This is a genomic window from Deefgea piscis, assembly GCF_013284055.1.
Taxonomy (GTDB): domain Bacteria; phylum Pseudomonadota; class Gammaproteobacteria; order Burkholderiales; family Chitinibacteraceae; genus Deefgea; species Deefgea piscis.
In genome coordinates this window covers 2,642,554-2,661,180 of sequence record NZ_CP054143.1, presented here as the reverse complement: position 1 = coordinate 2,661,180, position 18,627 = coordinate 2,642,554, and the positions used below count along the sequence as shown (strand labels likewise).

The following is an 18,627-nucleotide window of genomic DNA, read 5'->3' as shown; positions in this document are numbered from 1 at the left end:
ACCTCAAACTTCATCACCAGCAATCCACTTTTTAAGCACTGCCGCTTTCGCGGCATCGTAATCGGCAACGGTAATCAAATCTTGCGCCAGCAAGGATTTTAATTGCTGCAACTGCAATTGCGCCGCGCTCATTTGGGGGGATGAAATTGCCGCACCGGCATGATTTGCACCATCCGCCAGTTCAGCCGTCCGATTGGGCGGCGTGGTTGGCGCCAGCGCAGAATTCATCGCCGATGCCATCACTTGGCCAGCCGCCACACCGGCGCCTAAACCCACGCCCAACCCAGCTAGTCCACTGTCATTTTGCGCGGCGAGCACCATCGACTGGGCTGCCTGATACTGGCCAAACGCGCCTAGATCGCCGATCATCTGCATTGAAATTTTGTTGTCGAGGGCTTTTTGTAATTCATCGGGCAAGGAAATATTTTCTAGCGTAAAGGTATCAAGCACCAGTCCGTACTGCGCAAATTGCGAACGCAGTGCAGCGCCAATGCGCTCGGCCATTAAGCTTTGATTACTCGCCATATCCAAAAAAGGCACGTCAGAACTGGCTAAAACCTGCGTCATCGTCGACACCACATGATTACGCAACTGCAGCTCTAAATCATCGCGAGTATAAACGTCACGCGTGCCACTGATTTGGCTAAAAAACACCGCCGGATCGACGATTTGATACGCATACACGCCAAAAGCACGCATGCGAATCATGCCAAAATCAGCGTCTCGCAGCGTAATCGGCTGCGGCGTACCCCATTTTCGCCCCAGTTGCAAACGCGTACTCATAAAGTACACATCCGACTTAAACGGCGACTCGAACAATTTGTCCCAGTTTTTAAGCGCAGTCAGTACTGGTAAAGTGCGCGTAGTTAAGGTATATCGACCGGGGCCAAATACATCAGCAAACTGGCCTTCATTTAAAAACACCGCCATTTGCGACTCACGCACTGTGAGACTAGCGCCATACTGAATTTCGCAATTAGCCTGCGGGAAGCGATAAGCCAACACGCCATCCTCATCTTCATTCCACTGCAGTATGTCGATGAACTGATTATGAATAAACGATCCTAGCCCCATACCCTCTTCCTCTTCGTCACAATCAAATCGACAAAAAACCCGCCCCATCAACACCAACAACAAGACGCACCACAACGCAGTGCATCTGCCGTATGCAATATCGCAGTTTTGTCAGCGATCAGCAAGCAAATGACCGGCTTATGCTTAGCATTGCTCAATTAGAAACCATTGTAGATTTGAAAAACAAAACGTTAAATGCTGAACTTATTCGCTAAGCGACGACGCACTTAAGCCAAGGTCACACCGCACATGAAGTAGAACCTGACGATTGAACGCCTTCACCTAGAACCAAAAGCCTCGGTCAAAGCCAGCCGACTAGATCAATAACCGACTTGGTAACTGCTGTAAGGCATCGGCATTCGACGGGGAAAACACCATCTCGATGGCCTCATCCAAGCCCACCCAACGATATTGCGTGTGTTCCCGTGGGGAAATCGTTACCGAGCTGCCGCTTGGCACCGCAACACTAAATACATGCTCGGTATTGTGCGTAACCCCGGGCGCGTAACGATGGCGCCAGCGCTCATAAATTTCAAACTCACTGGCGTAGTGCCAATCGCGCACCGCATCGGGGCTGACTTGCAAACCAGTCTCTTCAAAAAGTTCACGCACGGCTGTGTCAATCAGGGATTCATTGGCTTCGCAGCTGCCGGTTACCGATTGCCAAGCGCCAGCAAAATCACAACGCTCGAGCAATAAAATCTGCAAATCCGGCGTATGAATGACAAGTAATATAGAAATAGGCTGTTTATAGGGCATGGCGCATTATACAATTGCGAGTCCAAGCTGCCAGCTGTTCTTCAGGCAAACACCATGTTTGACGCACTTACCCTCAAAAAACAGTTCCCGATTTTTAGTCATTATCCCGAACTGATCTATTTAGATAATGCCGCGACGCTGCAAAAACCACTCGCGGTGCTCGATGCGGAGCGTTTTTATTACGAACACCACAATGCCAATGTGCATCGCGGCGCGCATCGTTTAGCCACTGCGGCCACCGAAGCTTTTGAAAACGCGCGGCATACTGTTGCGCAATTTATCAATGCCGTGAGCGACGATGAAATCGTATTTACGCGTGGCACGACTGAAGGCATCAATTTAGTCGCCAATACTTGGGGCAATACGCTGGCGGCGGGCGACGAAATCATCCTCTCGACGCTCGAGCATCACGCTAATATTGTGCCGTGGCAAATGCTGGCCGAGCGCCGTGGCCTGACGTTAAAAATCATCCAGCTTGATGCGCAAGGCGCGCTGGATTTAACGCATTTTTTAAGCTTGCTATCGAACAAAACCAAATTAGTCGCTATCAGCCAAGTGTCCAATGCCATCGGCAGCATTCAACCGGTGCAATGGATTTGCCAGCAAGCCCATCAATATGGCGCAAAAGTGCTGGTTGATGGTGCACAGGCCGTCGCCCATAGCGTGATCGATGTGCAAGAAATCGGCGCTGACTTTTATGTGTTTTCGGGTCACAAAATCTATGGCCCTACGGGTATTGGCGTACTCTGGGCGCATGCTAAGCTCTTAAATGAGATACCCCCTTGGCAAGGTGGCGGAGAAATGATTGCAACAGTGTCATTTGAGCGCAGCACTTATGCCGCAGCGCCCTATCGCTTTGAAGCCGGCACGCCGCCGATTGCGCAAACGGTCGGCCTCGCCGCCGCGCTCAATTGGCTGAATCAACAAGACCGCACCGCGCTCGCCGAGCATGAAATCGCATTGCGCCAGCAACTTGAAGAGGGGCTAGCCCAGCTGCCAGCAGTCAAAATTCACGGCCAAAGTGCCAATAAGGCCGCCATTACTTCTATGACTTTTATGGATGCGCATCCGTATGATGTCGCCCAATTTCTCGACCATCAGCACATTGCCGTTCGGGTTGGCCATCACTGCGCACAACCTTTACTGCACTCGCTGGGTTTAAGCGGCACTTTGCGCGCCTCATTTGCCGCCTATAACACCGCGCAAGATGTCAGTCGTTTTCTTAGTAGTTTGCAGAATACTTTAGACTTATTGGATGAATCATGATTTTACCGCAGCATCCATTTGGCGTGAGCGCCAACGCCGATACCATAGGGCTTGACGAGCTCAGCCAGCGCCTCGCGCTAGCCCACGGCTGGGAGGCCAAAAATCGCCTGCTGATTCAACTGGCTAAAGCGCTGCCTGAATTTACTGCAGAATATCGCCAAGATGAATTCCGTGTGGCGGGCTGTGAAAGCCAAGTCTGGTTATTAATTCAAGCCAATAACGGCAAGTACGATATCGCCGCCGATAGCGACTCAAAAATCATCAAAGGACTACTCACCTTGATTTTGGCGGCCTACCACGGCCGCAGTGCCGAAGAAATTCAGCAATTTGACTTTAATGCTTGGCTCAATCAACTCGGATTGCATCGTTTTTTGTCGGCCAGTCGTGGCAACGGCCTAGCGGCAATAGTGACAAAGATCAAACAGCACGCAATTTCAATGACATAATGACGCCTTTCTTGCACCGAACTGCTATTTTAGTGGACTAATTGGTCGCACACATTCTACTCAGGGAGACAATACATATGCTTAAACTAAAAACAATCATTAGCTGTATCGGACTATCTGCCGCCATCATTGCGATGCCGGCCGCTGCTGAAAAAACCTATACCGTGGCAACCGATGCAACTTTCGCACCGTTTGAATCGCTGAACAAAAACCGCGAAATCGTTGGTTTTGACGCCGACATTATTAAAGCCATCGCCGCTAAGCAAGGCTTCAAAATTAAAATGAACAACACCCCTTGGGAAGGTTTGTTTGTGAGCTTAAATAATGGCGAACGCGACATTGTAATTGCCGCAGTGACGATCACCCCTGAACGTCAAAAAAGCATGGATTTTTCAGCACCGTACTTTGATGCCAAACAGCTGATTGTGGTGAAAGAAGACAGCCCGATCAAACAATTTAGCGATTTGAAAGGCAAAAAAGTCGGCGTACAAAATGGCACTACCGGTGATACCGTAGTGCAAAAACAGTTCGGCAAAACCAATCCAGATATTCGCCGTTACGAAAACATCACTTTAGCGCTATCAGAATTAAGCAATAGCGGCGTGAGCGCAGTGGTTGCTGATAACGCGGTAGTACGCAACTACCTGGTTAACAATCCAAAACAAAAATTCCGTTTAATTGATGACACCAGCTTTGCAGTCGAGCACTATGGCATCGCGGTACGTAAAGGCAATAGCAAATTACTCAACGAAATTAATGCCGGTCTTGCAGGTATTAAAGCCGACGGCACGTATCAAAAAATTCAAAATAAATACTTCGGCAAATAATTACGCTGAGTCTCTATTAAAAAACGGTGCATTAATTGCACCGTTTTTTTATTCATTTGATCGCTTTGTTTTGCACGATTTACCATTTAGCATGCATGACTGAATTGGTAAAAATGGGATTTTAATCGCCAGAAAGTACCTTGCAACACGGCAATCGCTCTATTAGTATCTAAAAATCATCTTGGTGGAAACAAATACTCCCTTGAATTACGATACTCGAGCACTCATTGCTTGCACAGACTGCGATTTGCTAATCCAAGCGCCGCAACTTAAACCGGCAGAAACCACCAACAGCACGGCACTTTGTCCGCGTTGCAATGCCGTATTGTTCAAACAAGTCAACCACAGTGTTTCACGCACCTTAGCTTTAGCTATTGCCGCTTTTTTTATGCTTTTGCTGGCCAATGCCTTCCCGATTTTAACGCTACAAATTGGTAGCGAAAGCATTTCATGCTCTATTTTTGGCGCTGCCGAGACGCTTTATCAGCAAGACATGTGGTATTTATCGGTCATTATCATCATCACCACCATCATCACCCCTGCTTTGCAGCTACTTATCTTATTGTATTTATTAATCCCCATCGCACTGGGAAAACGCCCTCAGTTTATTATTGTGCCGATGAAAATATTTAATGCCTTACACCCTTGGAGCATGATTGAAGTATTTATGCTCGGCATCTTGATTTCACTGAGTAAACTTATGGGGATGGCTCGCATTGAGCCCGATGTGGCGCTCTGGTCGATCGCTATATTAATGCTGCTATTAACTGCGACATTATCCACCTTCAATCCAAAGAAAATTTGGCAGCTATTAACACCGGCTCCCCAATAATGGCCAAACCATTCACCGCCAGCGCGCTGCGCCTATTTAACTGCCAGCAATGCGGCCTACTCTCCAAACAAATCAGCCAAGTTCAATCTTGCCCACGCTGCCAAAGCCGGCTTCATTTTCGCAAACCCAATAGCCTACAGCGAACATGGGCGTTTATTATTGCGGCGTATATTTTATATATACCGGCCAATTTACTGCCGGTTATGAATACCAGCTCTATTCTTAGCAGTGAAAAAGACACTATATTAAGTGGCGTATTTTATCTTTGGACTTCGGGGTCTTGGCCGCTGGCCATTTTGGTGTTTGCTGCCAGCATTACCATTCCAGGGCTTAAATTGCTGATTTTAACTTTGCTCGCTTGGACGGCAAGCAAAAAAAAACAATGGCGAAACCTAGAAAGAGCAAGATTATTTCGTATTGTTGAGTTCATTGGTCGCTGGTCAATGCTAGATATTTTTGTCACCGCAATGATGGTCGGATTGGTGCGTTTTGGCCCAATCGCTTCCGTCACCGCAGGACCTGGTGCAATCGCTTTTGCCTTAGTGGTGATTTGCACCATGTTGGCGGCACTTTCATTTGATCCTCGATTAATCTGGGATTTACCATCGGACGAACACGACAAAGAAAATGACTGAATCACACACCACACCAGTAGCCGATGACATCAATGACGGCAGCATTGCACAAGCTAAAATTAAACCCAAACGGTTACGCCCCACTTTAATTTGGCTGATCCCTTTTATTGCCGCTCTGGCTGCCGGCTGGATTGGTGTGCAAGCGATCATGCAAAAAGGCCCAACCATCACCATTGAATTTAATAGCGCTGAAGGCCTAGAGTCAGGAAAAACCAAGGTTAAATACAAAGACGTGGTGATTGGTACAGTCAGCAGCGTCGCACTCAGCAAGGATCACCAGCGCGTCAAAGTGACGGCTGAGATGACGCATGGCAGCGATAATTTACTCGGAGAACAATCGCGATTTTGGGTTGTTCGACCATTAATCTCTGGCGGAACGGTTTCCGGCTTAGGCACATTGCTTTCTGGCTCATATATCGCACTTGACCCAACACGCAAACCAGACAGCAAACGATTTTTCACCGGTTTAGAAACCCCTCCGGTCATTACGTCAAATCAACCAGGCCGAGAATTTACACTCAAAGCCCAAAATATGGGCTCAATCAGCAACGGCACGCCGATTTTCTTTCGTCGCTTACAAGTCGGTGAAGTAACGTCATTTAAGCTCGACCCCAGTGGCGAGTTTATTTCCGTATCGATTTTTGTCCACGCGCCTTATGACCAATTTGTCACTGATAACAGCCGTTTTTGGCACGCCAGTGGTTTTGACGTTGCACTCAATAGCAACGGACTGAGCATTGAAACGCAATCATTGGCATCGGTTGTCATCGGCGGCTTGGCATTCCAATCGCCACTTGGCGAAGACCCCGGTGCAGTTGCCAAAGCGGGCAGCCACTTTTTATTGGCCGATAATAAAGCCGCCGCGATGAAAAGCAATGACAGCTATAAACTCCCTTTTGTCATTCACTTTAAAGACTCGGTCCGCGGCCTTGCTGTCGGCGCCGCCGTTGATTTTCGCGGTATCCAAGTAGGTGAAGTGCAATCGATTAAATTAGTTTTGGCCAAAAACAAATCCGATATTGAGCTACCCATCACGATTGCGATTTACCCGGATCGTTTCCGTAATTTGCAAACCGACGACAATCAAATACTTAGCTTGGCCGATCAGAAAAAAATCATTAATCGTTTAGTCGAAAACGGCATGCGCGCGCAAATGCGAACCAGCAATCTGATCACTGGGCAGCTTTATATCGCGCTAGATTACGTGCCCAATGCCAAAAAAGCGCGGATCAATTGGGCCGGCAATCCACCACAAATGCCGAGCGTAAACAGCAGCCTAAATGAGATCCAAGACAGAATTGCATCGATTGTTAAAAAAATGGACCAAATTCCACTGCAATCGATCGGCCAAAATGCTGACCAAACGCTCAAAACACTGCAAGAAACGCTCACATCCAGCAATGCATTGATCCACAAAATTGATCAAGAATTGCTTCCTGAAGCGAAAGGCACGCTAAAGAGTGCTGAGGGTGCTTTTAAGCAAGTACAAACCACCTTGCAGCCAGAGTCGCCGGTACAGCAAAATCTAGATCAAACGCTACAAGAACTCAGTAAAGCCGCACAATCATTACGTGCATTATCAGACTATCTGAATCGTCATCCAGAGGCACTCATTCAAGGTCGTAAGGCAGATCAACCATGAAAATAACACCATCGCGCCTCATGGCATTCATCGCGGTATTATTACTTTCGCTAATTGGCTGCAGCAGCCCGAAAGAATATTTTTACACGCTGAGCGCAACTACAACGCCTAATTTGCAATGGCAAACCGCAAGAAACATTTACATCAACCCGATCCACATTCCTGCCAGCGTTGATCGACCACCAATTGTCATCCAAAAAAACCCGCAACAAGTCACCTTACTTGAGCAACGCCTCTGGGCGTCCCCGCTGAAAGAGCAAATCCTCAATGTGCTGGCGCTCAATCTAACGCGCCTAAGCCAAAATCCCAGTATTAATACTTGGCCGCAACTTCCTGCCAAAAACACCGAACTGACCATTTCGATGCAAGTACTTCGTTTTGAATCAATACCCAGCCAAGGGATTACACTTGAAGTGCAATGGACTTATTTAGATCACAACTTCCAAAGCATCAGCACCCAACATGAGATCATCCATGAAGTGGCAAGTAACGACAGCATTGATGCACTGATTGTGGCGCATAACCAAGCATTGGCCACACTGGCAGCAAAAGTGATCCAAACCCTTCCCGCCACAGGGCATTAACTATGATGTTTGGCGATCAATGGCTTGCTGCAATTGACGCCGCCATTTTTTACTCGGGCGACCTTTAATATCCGGATGATCAAAATGCGGCTGCAATTGCTGCGCATACTGCTCACGCTCACGCCGGACTATACTTTCTGGGGTTTCTTGATATAAAGTTCGCGCAATTTCGGCCGACCCGCGCTGCTGACTCAATTGCACGATATGCACTTCAAACACGCCGTGCGCTGCTTGCACTTTAATAAGGTCTCCGACTTTAAGTGGCATGGCACATTTAGCACGTTGACCTTGGTAATGCACATGCCCCGCGTCAATCGCACGCGCAGCGCATGAACGGGTTTTAAAAAATCGTGCGGCCCACAGCCACTTATCTAAGCGAATTTTTTCTAGCATGATTAAACACAGTTGAAATACAAAATGACATTCTACGATGATTCGAAGTGCCACTATGGATAAAGAAATAACGCAACAATTAAAGCGTTTACGCAAGCAACTACGTGAAGCAAAAAAAGCCCACCACCTACCAGCAGCCAAGACCAAAACCGCCCAAGAGAGCGATCACGCGCTATTTTTAGCCGCGATGAAAGGCGTGCAAGTATTATCTGGCCCAGCAACAGTACAGCATACACGTCCAACACCGAGCCCTTGGCCTAAAGGCTTACACGTTGCCAGCCCTATTTTAAATGACACGATGAGCGATTTTTGGCCATGGGACGAACTGGAGGCGGGCGAAGAACTTATGCATATGAAGCCCGGTCAAAAACTCGATACCTTGCGTAAACTTAAGCGTGGGGAATGGCGCGTCGAAGCCGAGCTTGATTTACACGGAGAAAACATCGACTCCGCACGCCGACAAGTGGCGCAGTTTTTACATCTCTGCCAGCAGCGGCAATTGCGTTGCGCTCGTATTATCCACGGCAAAGGCTTAAGCTCTACCGATGGCATTCCGGTGCTGAAACTCAAACTAAAAAACTGGCTGGCACAAATGCCCGAAGTATTGGCTTTTGCCCAAGCTAATCCATTTCAAGGCAGCGCTGGCGCGGTCTTAATCCTAATTAAATCAGGTCAGCCATGAAGCACTTTGCCAATAAACCCTATTTACGCCTTGCCTTTTATCTATGGATGGCGTGTATTTGGATCGGTTCGTTAATTCCGCTTGGGCCACCGAGCGGCAATCATGGCGATAAAATTGAGCATTTTATCGGCTACGCCATACTTGCTGGTTTAGGCCAACTGATTTGGCAACAACCACGACGAGCTTGGCTGCTGGCCAGTTTAATGGGCGTTGCCGTTGAATTTGCTCAAGCTTGCACAACGTGGCGCAGCTTTGATCTATACGACATGTTGGCCAATGCCATTGGCGCCGCAATCGGTACCACCTTAGCTTATCTGTATTTACGCCGTACACAGGCCACTTAAACGCAAGCAAAGCGATTCAGCGATGGTGTTTGGTAACAATGCATTGCTCGACGCTTAAAGAATATCGTATGGTATAGCTATCAAGATTATTTGCACTAAGGGGGCCATAGATATACCCATGAATCAATTTATTGAGCACTCACTGCCATTTTTACTTGATCGTTCAACCTTGCGCGATGCGCTGTTCACGCTGTTTTTACTGATCGCCATCGTTTCAATGCGCGCGGCAATTCGCTCGACCATTTTGCATCGCAACGATCTATCGGTAGAAATCAAGCGGCGCTGGCTGGTTAGCTTACGTAACATCGCACTAGGCTTTTTTGTTCTCGGCATTATTTTAATCTGGGGCAATGAGATCCAAGCCTTTGCCGTTTCTTTAATTGCCGTTGCCGCCGCATTTGTGCTGGCCACAAAAGAAGTGATTTTGTGCATGCTCGGCTCAATTTACCGCACTAGCAGCCATGTGTATGAAGTGGGTGATCGCATTGAAATCGCGGGCATTAAAGGGCAAGTACTCGACATCAATTTAATTTCCACCACGCTCGTCGAATCGAGCCGTGCCGAGCAGCATAAAGGCACAGTGGGCCGTGGCATTAAAATCCCCAATTCAATGCTGTTTGGTAACCCCGTCTACAATGAAACCATGATGGGTAATTTTGCCATTCAAACGATTCATATCAATGTCGCCCGAGATGCCGACTGGGAACTGGCCGAAACCGTGCTTTTAAAGTGTGGCCGTGAGATTATTTCGGAATACATGGATGAATTAGCGCAACACGCCAAAGAGATTTCAAGTGACTACGTCATTGATACGCCACTTCAAGAGCCACGCGTGCGCCTGATTCTCGATGAAATCGAATTCATTGGACTTCAGCTACAACTTCCCGCACCATTGGGTTTGCGCGCACAAATTGAGCAGCGCGTATTGCGAGACTTCCTAAGAAAAGTCCCCATTCATCCCATCGCCTAGCAGTTATTGTGTGACTATTCAAACAATCACAACAAATATGTTGCATAATTGGCAACAAGTCGGCATAATTCGCCTCCTTCATCCGTGCCTCTATTTTTAGCGCACGATACTCGTTAGCCCCGTCATCGCCTCTAACCTTATTCCCGCGTGCTTTTGATAAAGCGGTTGTTCCTGGTTGGCGTCGATGCTGCGCTGGATTTTCCAGCCCGATACCTTACAAGGACAACTCAATGCCGCATACTACTGCGCCTGAAACAACTACGCCTAATGCTTTTGTAACACTAGGCCTTGCCTCACAACTGACTGACATTTTAGCCGCACAAGGCTTTAATACCCCAACACCAATTCAAGCGGCATCGATTCCAGAATTACTTGCTGGTAACGACGTTATGGCTTCAGCACAAACCGGTACTGGTAAAACAGCCGCCTTCTTGTTGCCTGCGCTGCACCGCCTGACTAAAGAAGCAAAACACACTGCCCGTGGCCCACGCATCCTTGTTTTGACACCGACTCGCGAACTCGCTGAGCAAGTATCAAAAGTAGCGACTGATTTGTGCCGCAACATTCCACGCTGCAAAGTCGTGACTGTTGTGGGTGGCGTGCCTTACCCAGTACAAAACAAATTACTATCGCAACCTTACGAAGTTTTGGTAGCGACACCAGGTCGTTTAACTGACTTGATGCGCAGCGGCCGTATTGACTTCAAACGCTTGGAAATGCTCGTTCTTGACGAAGCCGATCGTATGCTGGACATGGGCTTTATCGACGAAGTTGAAGCCATTGTTGATGCCTTGCCAAAAGAGCGTCAAACCGCCCTGTTCTCTGCAACCTTGACCGAATCAGTTCAACGCTTCGCCGTGCCAATGTTAAAAGCACCGAAATTGGTTGAAATGGCCGCTCAAGCAACAATGCAAGCGCAAATCGAACAATCAGTACATTACGCTGATGGTTACGAACACAAACAAAAATTAACGGCGGCTTTGCTCAAGAAAAACGAAGGCCAACAAGCCATCGTCTTCACTGCAACCAAAATCAGCGCTGATGAATTATCAGAATGGTTGAAAATGGAAGGCTTCCGCGCAGCAGCAATGCACGGTGACTTAGCACAACGTGATCGTCGTCGCACCTTAGATCGTTTGCGCAAAGGCGATATCGATGTATTGGTTGCCACTGACGTTGCCGCACGTGGTATTGACGTTGCCGGTATTACATTAGTATTGAACTTTGACTTGCCACGCTTCTGCGAAGATTACATTCACCGTATCGGTCGTACTGGCCGCGCCGGTCGCACTGGTGAAGCGGTATCATTAGTAACAAAAAATGATTTCACTTTATTGACGCGTATTCGTCGCCAATACAATCTTGACTTCAGCACACAAGTGATTGAAGGCTTGGAAGCGCGCTTCCAACCTGGTCGCGCTGGTTCTGGCGGCGGTCATGATCGTGGTCGTCCAAGTGGTGGTCGTGGTCGTCCAGCCGGTGGTAACGGCGGCGGTCGTGGCTATCAAGGTAACCGTGAAGGCGGCGGCTACCAAGGCAATCGTGATCGTGATGCTGGTCGTAGCGAAGGCTATAACGGCGGCCGTAGTGAAGGCACTCACCCACGTGGCGAAGCTGGTTACCAAGGTCACCACCGCCCAAGCGATTCGTCACCACGTGATGGCGGCTATCAAGGCCAACCACGTGAACAACGTTCATTCGGTACCGGCCAAAGCCGTGACCGTGATGGCGCACCACGTACCGGCGGCTACCAAGGTAACCGCGATGGCGCAGCACCTCGTTCAGGTGGCTATCAAGGCAACCGCGACGGCGCAGCACCACGCACCGGCGGCTACCAAGGCAACCGTGATGGCGCAGCTGCACCACGCACAGGCGGTTACCAAGGTAATCGTGAAGGCGGCAGCAATACCGGCGGCGGTTACGCAGGTCGTGGCGGTGACGGTCAACGTCGCAGCACTGGCGGCGGCTACCAAGGCAAGCCAAGCGGTAATCGTGGCGGCGGTCGCTTCGAATAAAGCTTTCGCTTAAAATAAAAAGGCAGCCTAGGCTGCCTTTTTATTTAGGTATCTCGCTAGAAACGAACCACACCAAAACTTACAAAACAATACCCCATGATTAGCCGAAAAATTCGACTCATGCATCCCGATGACTTTAATGCCATCCTCGCATTGCAATCGGACTGCTACCCCACAGAATTCATTGAAACTGCGCAGACACTACAACAAAAGCAGCAGCTTGCTCCTCATTCCTCATGGGTGATTACCCTCAATGAGCAAATCAGCGGCTATTTATTCTGCCACCCTTGGTTCGGCGAAAAACTGCCGGCACTGAACAGCCCGCTAAACCATCTGCCTGAAACCACTGATCGATTTTATATTCACGACCTCGCTATTTCACCCGGCGCTCGTGGCAACAAATTAGCCGAGCAACTGATACAGCACGCCATAACATGGGCAATCCACGCTAATTTTTCACAAGTGATGCTGGTTGCGGTATTGGGCGCAGATCATTTTTGGCGAAAACACCAATTCAAACCGCTACCCACACCATTACCAGCCGCCTATGGCGAAGACGCCATCTGCATGCTGCGCCAACTATAACGACCGCTCTGACCACACCCAGCGCAGCCAAACCCGCCATTGTCGCAACGATTCGCTGGGGGCACTATCTGGCCATAAGACCAAATTAATCTTATGCTGGTCTTCATCTTCAAAATGCAAAACAATCAAGGCCTGCGTGACCACACTACTTGGCAATAAACGCGCAGAAATTTCGCCACCTTGATGATCAAATAGCCGAAATTCCCCCTCAGAGCACGCACGAACCACCGCAATCGTTTCGGTATGAGTCCAGTAAAAAGGAAAAATACCAAACAAAAACAAAGCCAAAAGCAGCGCCCAAGCAGCCTGAAGCACTAAACATGCCGCAATCGCCAACAGAAAAATCAATAATAAAAAACCCCGCCGCCAAAATGACACGGGGTTTATTTGCAAATCAATTGGTAACATCAATCACCCAGTTGAATACTGCCATTCACATTCACCTGCACATGGCTCTCGCCACTTTCGATCGGCGCTGGCGCGGCAGACACCGCCGCATCCATCATCGGCGCACTCTTCATCATCATGACACGAGGCTCAGGACGATAGCCGGTATTAATATTCATATTCACCAGCTGCCAATCCTTGGCCGACATACTGCGCTGAATCAGTGCCGCTCGGCGCTTAAATGCGGCAATACCTTCTTCGATCAGCAACTCCTCGACCTTGCTTTTGGCAGCATCAGATACGCTATAGCGCACCCCAGCCAATTGCAATCCAGACGAGGCTTGCAAATCACCAATCAATTGCGATAAAGCCGAAAAATCTTTCGACGTTAATTGCAACTCGCCTCGACTGCGCCAACCTTCTTGCTTATTACTTTTATTGCCATAAATCGGGTAAGTCGCATACGTCGTCCCCGCCGATTGCACCGCAGGATATTGCTTTAATGTTTTCAACGCACCCGACAAAGCCAAATTCACTTTTTCCGCTAGTCGCGCAGGATTGGCATCACTTAGCTCAACAAATAAAGTGGCCGTCGCCAAATCATTACTCACTTCACGACTGGCTACCGCCTCAAAATTAACCAGATTCCGTTGCGGCACCTCTGCCGCCCAAACCGAACCCGCCAACAAAGCACACATCAAACCCAATTTATGCATCATAAAACCTCATATAAAAGTCATTGCAATTAATGATAGCTATGATCTGCGGGGGTATTATGAATTTCTTCCGCAACGGCATCCATCACACCCAAATGAATTTCTACATCAAACCACTCCCAAAACAACTTTAAATTGCGCTTTTCTGGCCACAAAGTTTCGTCAATAACCCAAGATGCTAATTCCATCGCAAAAATTTTATCGGCAATTTCATCAATATACGCAATGGCATCTTCTGGCTCGGCGGCTTCTGGCACCATCAGCACAGTACAATCCGTTCTAATTTCATCCAAGGTTAATACAACGTCATTATCTGGCAATTGATTTAACCAATTCAAAAATGCCAGCTTTGGGCGAATAATCGCAGCAGAACGGTCAACAATAAACATACATTACTCCAAAATAAGTCAGTTTTAATCTCAATTTAAATAATAACAAGCCAAATTAGGCCAATAGGCTTTAAACTAGCTCAGTTCGTGTGTCATTATTTATTTTGGTAATCATTTAATTCATGTCGCAAAATACAATCAATCTATCTAATTCTAAACGCAAATTCGTTCGTTGGCGTGCTGCAATTATACCTAAGCATCACACACAAGCATTCGAAGGAAAAATCACCGAAGCCAATGCCAATGTATTAACTTTAATCTCAGCCACTGAATTTAAAGCCGGCAGCGAAGCACGTTTAATGCTCGAAGTTCATGAATACCTTGGAATGGAAAGCACCAAAAACACACTTGATTTAACTGGCAAATTCATTAACAGCGCCTTGGTCGGTCATATCAGTGTTTTTCGGCACCAATTTCAATTGCATTCATTAAGTTACCAACAACAGCAACTACTCAACAAACTCACAAACAGCTAAAAACCAAACACGCCGCAGCTAAATAAACTTTAGCCGCCTCACCCTAGCGAGCAAAGTGCGGCATAACGCCCAACAAAATAGCCAGCCCCAACAAGGCTGGCTATTTTAATTAGCGGCGACGCCGACGACGTGCCGAGGGTTTACTCGTTGCTGCAGGCGCGGCCCCCGACTTAGGCTGACCTTCCGGCTTCACCGCTGCCGGCTGGCGCAATACAGAACGCGTACCCGTGCGTGCTGGGGTTTTTTCTCCACCACGCGTACGACTCGATCTTGGCGCAGTCGGTTTAGATTGGCGCTCTCGCTCGGCAGCATCCAGCACCAGCACAAAATCAATTTTGCTGGTTTCCAAATCAACCCGAGCCACACGCACCTTAACGCGATCGGTTAAGCGATACACCTTACCGCTATGCTCACCCTTTAACTCGCGGCGCTTTTCATCATAATGAAAGTAATCTGTACCTAGCTCAGACACATGCACCAAGCCCTCGACATACACCTTATCGAGCAAAACAAACATCCCAAAACCGGTTACCGCCGATACTGAGCCTTCAAACTCTTCGCCCACTTTATCTTGCATAAAGTAGCATTTGAGCCAGTTTTGTACGTCTCGGCTCGCCTCATCAGCACGGCGCTCAGTCATAGAGCACTGCACCCCCAAAGCTTCCCACTTCATTGCTGGCTTATATTTCTTGCCAGCCAAAATCGCCTTAATCGAGCGATGCACCAACAAATCCGGATAACGGCGAATTGGCGAAGTAAAATGCGCGTAAGCCTCATAACTTAATCCAAAATGACCTTCGTTATCTGGGCTATACACCGCCTGAGACAAACTACGTAACAGCATCGTTTGCAAAAGCGGCGCATCCAAACGGTCTTTGAATGAATTGAGTAATTTGGCGTAGTCGCTGGCGGTTGGATCTTCGTCACCCCCCAAGCTCAAGCCCACTGTTTTTAAATATTCACGCAGATTTTTAAGCTTCTCTGGTGTTGGACCTTCGTGCACACGGTATAAAGCGGGATGCTCTTTTTTCAGCAAAATATCGGCAGCGCAGACATTGGCAGCCAACATGCACTCTTCGATCAATTTATGCGCATCATTACGCAGCACAGGCACGATTTCGCTGATTTTGCCTTTATCATCAAAACGCATTTCAGTTTCTGTCGTTTCAAAGTCAATCGCGCCGCGCTCAGCACGGGCTTTGGCAAACGCTTGAAACAGCGCGTACAGTGTTTGCAAATGCGGCACTTGCTGGGTATATTGCTGCGCGACTTCACCTGCGGGGTTTTGCAAGATATCCCATACCTTGGTATAGGTAAACCGCGCCTTAGAGAGCATCACCGCGGGGTAAAATTGATAGCCTTTAATCGCCCCCTTGGCGCTCACTTTCATATCGCACACCATACACAGGCGCTCGACATCGGGATTGAGCGAACAAAGACCGTTTGAAATTTGCTCGGGCAACATCGGAATCACGCGGCGCGGAAAGTAAATCGAATTGCCGCGCTCAATCGCGGTCAAATCCAAAGCATCATCCGGACGAACGTAATGACTCACGTCAGCAATGGCCACCACCAAACGCCAGCCTTTGCCGCTTTTCTCGGCATACACCGCATCGTCAAAGTCTTTGGCCGTTTCACCGTCGATGGTCACCAACGGCATATCGCGCAAATCAACCCGCTCAACCCCGTTTTCTGGCTTCCAATCCAGTTTGCGCACTTTTTTGGGCATTTTGCGCGCTAACGCTTCTGCTTCCGCCGAAAACACATGCGGCAAATTATGTTTACGCAGGGCAATTTCAATTTCCATACCCGGGTCATCATAATTACCAAGCACTTCGGTCACGCGTGCCACAGGCTGGGTATAACGCGATGGCTGAGTCAGCATCTCAATCATCACGACCTGCCCCACTTGCGCAGTACCACACCCTGATGGTTCGATTTGAATATCACGACTAATTCGCTTGTCTTCCGCCGTCACAAAGAACACACCACGCTCGCAATGCAAGCGGCCGACCAAACGCAAATTAACGTGCTCGAGCACTTCAGCAATCGCCCCTTCAGGACGACCACGCCGATCAACGCCAATCTTGCGCGCCAGTACGCGATCGCCGTGCAGCACTTTGTCCATTTCTTTAGGGCCAAGAAATAAATCATCGCTGCCGTCATCCGGAATCAAAAAGCCAAAACCATCCGGATGGCCCTGTACTTTCCCGGGAATTAAATCAACTTTTTCTGGCAGACATAAAGCGCCGGCCCGATTAATCAGTAACTGGCCTTCACGGCCCATTGCCTGTAGACGTCGCTCAAATGCGACCTCTTCAACCAATAAAATATCTAATTGCTTAGCTAAATCAAACGCCGACATCGGCGCACCATGCTGCTCTAACACTTGCAAAATAAATTCGCGAGAAGGCAAAGGATTTTCATAGCGCTCGCGTTCACGTGCCAAATAAGGATCTTGTGCTCGCAAACCTTTTAGTTTTTTGGCTCGCACAGGTTTCTTCGCTGGGGATTTCTCATTTTGAAATTTATCCATCGGAACCGTTTTTTTCATAGTTTTTTATTGACACCATTTCTAGGTTTGAATATTATTGCGCCCTTCTGTAAGTGGCGCCGCGTTATTGTAGCGCAGTTGAAGAGCCCAGGTGGCGGAATTGGTAGACGCACTAGGTTCAGGTCCTAGCGCCCGCAAGGGTGTGGAAGTTCGAGTCTTCTCTTGGGCACCAACTTTTCAACTTATTTACACACTGTATCAGAAATGCCCAGGTGGCGGAATTGGTAGACGCACTAGGTTCAGGTCCTAGCGCCCGTAAGGGTGTGGAAGTTCGAGTCTTCTCTTGGGCACCATCAGTAAAAGTAGCAAGATGCAAAACCCCATAAAACTTAGGTTTATGGGGTTTTTTGTATTTACGCCGCCACTGAAGGGCGTAGCCCACCTAAAGCCACTTGCAATATATACGTCACGATGGCTTCGTTATCCATTTTGCTAAATTTTTGCAAATACTCGACTGCCGGATCACACGTGCGTGAGTAATAACTAAATAAAATTACATCACTTGGCAACTCTGGATTCAAATCCCCTTTTTTTTGCGCTGCCAGCACCAGCTTTTCAAGCTGCCCATTGAGCTTCAACACCCGAGTTACATACTTTAAATTGCGCATTAACATATCACGCACATGCGCGCTGGTAGACGGCAAAAATGGCATCCCCCCCTCTAGACGCACGCGCAACGCCCATTCCAGCAAAGCAATGAGTTTATCGATCGCACTTAATTCATTATTCAATTGCGCTAAAAAATCGATCGCCCCATCAATCAAACGAATCAAAGCCTCGCCGACTAAATCTTCTTTGGATTTGAAATGCTTATATAAGCTCGGTTTAGAAATACCGACCGCATTGGCAACGTCATCCATCGTCATTAGATCGTAGCCTTTGGTGCCGAGAATCGCCGTCGTCGCATCTAAAATCGCGTTCTCACGCAATTTGAAGGCTTGGTCTTTGAAGCTTAATTTGCTAAAGATACTCATCGGTAAATTTCCGCTACTAATTAGTAGATATTATTTTGAATTAGTAGTAATGTTAGCACTTAAGTAGCAAAACACAA

21 protein-coding genes and 2 tRNA genes are annotated in these 18,627 nt (G+C 48.1%); 15 read left to right on the top strand and 8 right to left on the bottom strand.

Annotated features, from left to right (window positions below):
• Nucleotides 1-3: 3 nt before the first annotated feature.
• Together HQN60_RS12435 and nudB are read right to left on the bottom strand one after the other, a co-directional pair.
• Nucleotides 4-1,074, bottom strand: coding sequence for an SPFH domain-containing protein (locus HQN60_RS12435; RefSeq protein WP_173533947.1), 1,071 nt, complete (start codon nt 1,072-1,074; stop codon nt 4-6).
• A 315-nt stretch (nt 1,075-1,389) separates the two neighbouring features.
• Entirely contained in the window at nt 1,390-1,833 is a 444-nt protein-coding gene (nudB, locus tag HQN60_RS12430; RefSeq protein ID WP_173533946.1) for a dihydroneopterin triphosphate diphosphatase, read from the bottom strand.
• Nucleotides 1,834-1,887: 54 nt separating this feature from the next.
• Here nudB and HQN60_RS12425 point away from each other — a divergent pair, with 54 nt between their 5' ends.
• The 7 genes from HQN60_RS12425 to HQN60_RS12395 all read left to right on the top strand — a co-directional run bounded on the left by HQN60_RS12425 (nt 1,888) and on the right by HQN60_RS12395 (nt 8,065).
• Nucleotides 1,888-3,099, top strand: coding sequence for a cysteine desulfurase (locus HQN60_RS12425; protein WP_173533945.1), 1,212 nt, complete (start codon nt 1,888-1,890; stop codon nt 3,097-3,099).
• Nucleotides 3,096-3,545, top strand: a complete 450-nt coding sequence (locus HQN60_RS12420) for a SufE family protein (protein ID WP_173533944.1) — start codon at nt 3,096-3,098, stop codon at nt 3,543-3,545. Before HQN60_RS12425 ends, HQN60_RS12420 begins: the two co-directional genes overlap by 4 nt.
• 77 nt (nt 3,546-3,622) lie before the next feature.
• Entirely contained in the window at nt 3,623-4,372 is a 750-nt protein-coding gene (locus tag HQN60_RS12415; protein ID WP_173533943.1) for a basic amino acid ABC transporter substrate-binding protein, read from the top strand.
• Between the two features lie 184 nt (nt 4,373-4,556).
• Nucleotides 4,557-5,204: a paraquat-inducible protein A gene (locus tag HQN60_RS12410; RefSeq protein ID WP_173533942.1), complete on the top strand. Its 648-nt coding sequence runs from the start codon at nt 4,557-4,559 to the stop codon at nt 5,202-5,204.
• Nucleotides 5,204-5,839 (top strand): paraquat-inducible protein A, encoded by a 636-nt coding sequence (locus tag HQN60_RS12405; RefSeq protein WP_173533941.1) that lies wholly within the window; start codon nt 5,204-5,206, stop codon nt 5,837-5,839. Before HQN60_RS12410 ends, HQN60_RS12405 begins: the two co-directional genes overlap by 1 nt.
• Nucleotides 5,832-7,481, top strand: coding sequence for a PqiB family protein (locus tag HQN60_RS12400; protein ID WP_173533940.1), 1,650 nt, complete (start codon nt 5,832-5,834; stop codon nt 7,479-7,481). The genes HQN60_RS12405 and HQN60_RS12400 overlap by 8 nt, the downstream gene beginning before the upstream one ends.
• A complete protein-coding gene (locus tag HQN60_RS12395) occupies nt 7,478-8,065 on the top strand; it encodes a PqiC family protein (RefSeq protein WP_173533939.1) in 588 nt (195 codons plus the stop codon). Before HQN60_RS12400 ends, HQN60_RS12395 begins: the two co-directional genes overlap by 4 nt.
• On the opposite strand, the gene HQN60_RS12390 is transcribed toward HQN60_RS12395, so the two are convergent.
• Complete coding sequence (locus HQN60_RS12390) at nt 8,066-8,458, bottom strand: RNA-binding S4 domain-containing protein (protein ID WP_173533938.1); 393 nt, start codon at nt 8,456-8,458, stop codon at nt 8,066-8,068. It lies immediately after the preceding gene.
• Nucleotides 8,459-8,513: 55 nt separating this feature from the next.
• Here HQN60_RS12390 and HQN60_RS12385 point away from each other — a divergent pair, with 55 nt between their 5' ends.
• The 5 genes from HQN60_RS12385 to HQN60_RS12365 all read left to right on the top strand — a co-directional run bounded on the left by HQN60_RS12385 (nt 8,514) and on the right by HQN60_RS12365 (nt 13,054).
• Nucleotides 8,514-9,140 (top strand): Smr/MutS family protein, encoded by a 627-nt coding sequence (locus HQN60_RS12385; RefSeq protein WP_173533937.1) that lies wholly within the window; start codon nt 8,514-8,516, stop codon nt 9,138-9,140.
• The gene (locus HQN60_RS12380; RefSeq protein WP_173533936.1) at nt 9,137-9,484 is read left to right on the top strand and encodes a VanZ family protein; all 348 of its coding nucleotides are present in this window, start codon (nt 9,137-9,139) and stop codon (nt 9,482-9,484) included. Before HQN60_RS12385 ends, HQN60_RS12380 begins: the two co-directional genes overlap by 4 nt.
• A 118-nt stretch (nt 9,485-9,602) precedes the next feature.
• Entirely contained in the window at nt 9,603-10,454 is an 852-nt protein-coding gene (locus HQN60_RS12375; RefSeq protein ID WP_173533935.1) for a mechanosensitive ion channel family protein, read from the top strand.
• 230 nt (nt 10,455-10,684) lie between these two features.
• Nucleotides 10,685-12,469, top strand: a complete 1,785-nt coding sequence (locus tag HQN60_RS12370) for a DEAD/DEAH box helicase (RefSeq protein WP_173533934.1) — start codon at nt 10,685-10,687, stop codon at nt 12,467-12,469.
• Nucleotides 12,470-12,565: 96 nt separating this feature from the next.
• Entirely contained in the window at nt 12,566-13,054 is a 489-nt protein-coding gene (locus HQN60_RS12365) for a GNAT family N-acetyltransferase (protein WP_173533933.1), read from the top strand.
• On the opposite strand, the gene HQN60_RS12360 is transcribed toward HQN60_RS12365, so the two are convergent.
• From HQN60_RS12360 to HQN60_RS12350, 3 genes are read right to left on the bottom strand one after another with little or no spacing between them, the layout of a single operon-like run.
• Complete coding sequence (locus HQN60_RS12360; protein WP_173533932.1) at nt 13,049-13,462, bottom strand: protein YgfX; 414 nt, start codon at nt 13,460-13,462, stop codon at nt 13,049-13,051. The two genes, HQN60_RS12365 and HQN60_RS12360, sit on opposite strands and share 6 nt — an antisense overlap.
• Nucleotides 13,462-14,160 (bottom strand): SIMPL domain-containing protein, encoded by a 699-nt coding sequence (locus HQN60_RS12355; protein ID WP_173533931.1) that lies wholly within the window; start codon nt 14,158-14,160, stop codon nt 13,462-13,464. The genes HQN60_RS12360 and HQN60_RS12355 overlap by 1 nt, the downstream gene beginning before the upstream one ends.
• A gap of 26 nt (nt 14,161-14,186) precedes the next feature.
• The gene (locus HQN60_RS12350) at nt 14,187-14,546 is read right to left on the bottom strand and encodes a hypothetical protein (RefSeq protein ID WP_173533930.1); all 360 of its coding nucleotides are present in this window, start codon (nt 14,544-14,546) and stop codon (nt 14,187-14,189) included.
• A gap of 122 nt (nt 14,547-14,668) precedes the next feature.
• On the opposite strand from HQN60_RS12350, the gene HQN60_RS12345 reads away from it, so the two are divergent.
• On the top strand, nt 14,669-15,022 hold the full coding sequence (locus HQN60_RS12345) for a hypothetical protein (RefSeq protein ID WP_173533929.1): 354 nt from the start codon (nt 14,669-14,671) through the stop codon (nt 15,020-15,022).
• Nucleotides 15,023-15,131: 109 nt separating this feature from the next.
• Here HQN60_RS12345 and rnr read toward each other — a convergent pair whose 3' ends face one another.
• Nucleotides 15,132-17,576, bottom strand: coding sequence for a ribonuclease R (gene rnr, locus HQN60_RS12340; RefSeq protein ID WP_254456626.1), 2,445 nt, complete (start codon nt 17,574-17,576; stop codon nt 15,132-15,134).
• Between the two features lie 85 nt (nt 17,577-17,661).
• Here rnr and HQN60_RS12335 point away from each other — a divergent pair.
• Together HQN60_RS12335 and HQN60_RS12330 are read left to right on the top strand one after the other, a co-directional pair.
• Nucleotides 17,662-17,748 (top strand) — tRNA-Leu (locus HQN60_RS12335).
• 34 nt (nt 17,749-17,782) lie between these two features.
• Nucleotides 17,783-17,869 (top strand) — tRNA-Leu (locus HQN60_RS12330).
• Between the two features lie 60 nt (nt 17,870-17,929).
• On the opposite strand, the gene HQN60_RS12325 is transcribed toward HQN60_RS12330, so the two are convergent.
• Complete coding sequence (locus HQN60_RS12325; protein ID WP_173533928.1) at nt 17,930-18,550, bottom strand: TetR/AcrR family transcriptional regulator; 621 nt, start codon at nt 18,548-18,550, stop codon at nt 17,930-17,932.
• Between the last annotated feature and the right edge of the window lie 77 nt (nt 18,551-18,627).

Coding starts and splice junctions, on each gene's coding strand:
- HQN60_RS12325 (WP_173533928.1), bottom strand. CDS start 18,550: ATGAGTATCTTTAGCAAATTAAGCTTCAAAGACCAAGCCTTCAAATTG.
- nudB (WP_173533946.1), bottom strand. CDS start 1,833: ATGCCCTATAAACAGCCTATTTCTATATTACTTGTCATTCATACGCCG.
- HQN60_RS12395 (WP_173533939.1), top strand. CDS start 7,478: ATGAAAATAACACCATCGCGCCTCATGGCATTCATCGCGGTATTATTA.
- HQN60_RS12365 (WP_173533933.1), top strand. CDS start 12,566: ATGATTAGCCGAAAAATTCGACTCATGCATCCCGATGACTTTAATGCC.
- HQN60_RS12385 (WP_173533937.1), top strand. CDS start 8,514: ATGGATAAAGAAATAACGCAACAATTAAAGCGTTTACGCAAGCAACTA.
- HQN60_RS12390 (WP_173533938.1), bottom strand. CDS start 8,458: ATGCTAGAAAAAATTCGCTTAGATAAGTGGCTGTGGGCCGCACGATTT.
- HQN60_RS12435 (WP_173533947.1), bottom strand. CDS start 1,074: ATGGGGCTAGGATCGTTTATTCATAATCAGTTCATCGACATACTGCAG.
- HQN60_RS12400 (WP_173533940.1), top strand. CDS start 5,832: ATGACTGAATCACACACCACACCAGTAGCCGATGACATCAATGACGGC.
- HQN60_RS12420 (WP_173533944.1), top strand. CDS start 3,096: ATGATTTTACCGCAGCATCCATTTGGCGTGAGCGCCAACGCCGATACC.
- HQN60_RS12405 (WP_173533941.1), top strand. CDS start 5,204: ATGGCCAAACCATTCACCGCCAGCGCGCTGCGCCTATTTAACTGCCAG.
- HQN60_RS12425 (WP_173533945.1), top strand. CDS start 1,888: ATGTTTGACGCACTTACCCTCAAAAAACAGTTCCCGATTTTTAGTCAT.
- HQN60_RS12380 (WP_173533936.1), top strand. CDS start 9,137: ATGAAGCACTTTGCCAATAAACCCTATTTACGCCTTGCCTTTTATCTA.
- HQN60_RS12415 (WP_173533943.1), top strand. CDS start 3,623: ATGCTTAAACTAAAAACAATCATTAGCTGTATCGGACTATCTGCCGCC.
- HQN60_RS12355 (WP_173533931.1), bottom strand. CDS start 14,160: ATGATGCATAAATTGGGTTTGATGTGTGCTTTGTTGGCGGGTTCGGTT.
- HQN60_RS12375 (WP_173533935.1), top strand. CDS start 9,603: ATGAATCAATTTATTGAGCACTCACTGCCATTTTTACTTGATCGTTCA.
- rnr (WP_254456626.1), bottom strand. CDS start 17,576: ATGAAAAAAACGGTTCCGATGGATAAATTTCAAAATGAGAAATCCCCA.
- HQN60_RS12370 (WP_173533934.1), top strand. CDS start 10,685: ATGCCGCATACTACTGCGCCTGAAACAACTACGCCTAATGCTTTTGTA.
- HQN60_RS12345 (WP_173533929.1), top strand. CDS start 14,669: ATGTCGCAAAATACAATCAATCTATCTAATTCTAAACGCAAATTCGTT.
- HQN60_RS12360 (WP_173533932.1), bottom strand. CDS start 13,462: ATGTTACCAATTGATTTGCAAATAAACCCCGTGTCATTTTGGCGGCGG.
- HQN60_RS12350 (WP_173533930.1), bottom strand. CDS start 14,546: ATGTTTATTGTTGACCGTTCTGCTGCGATTATTCGCCCAAAGCTGGCA.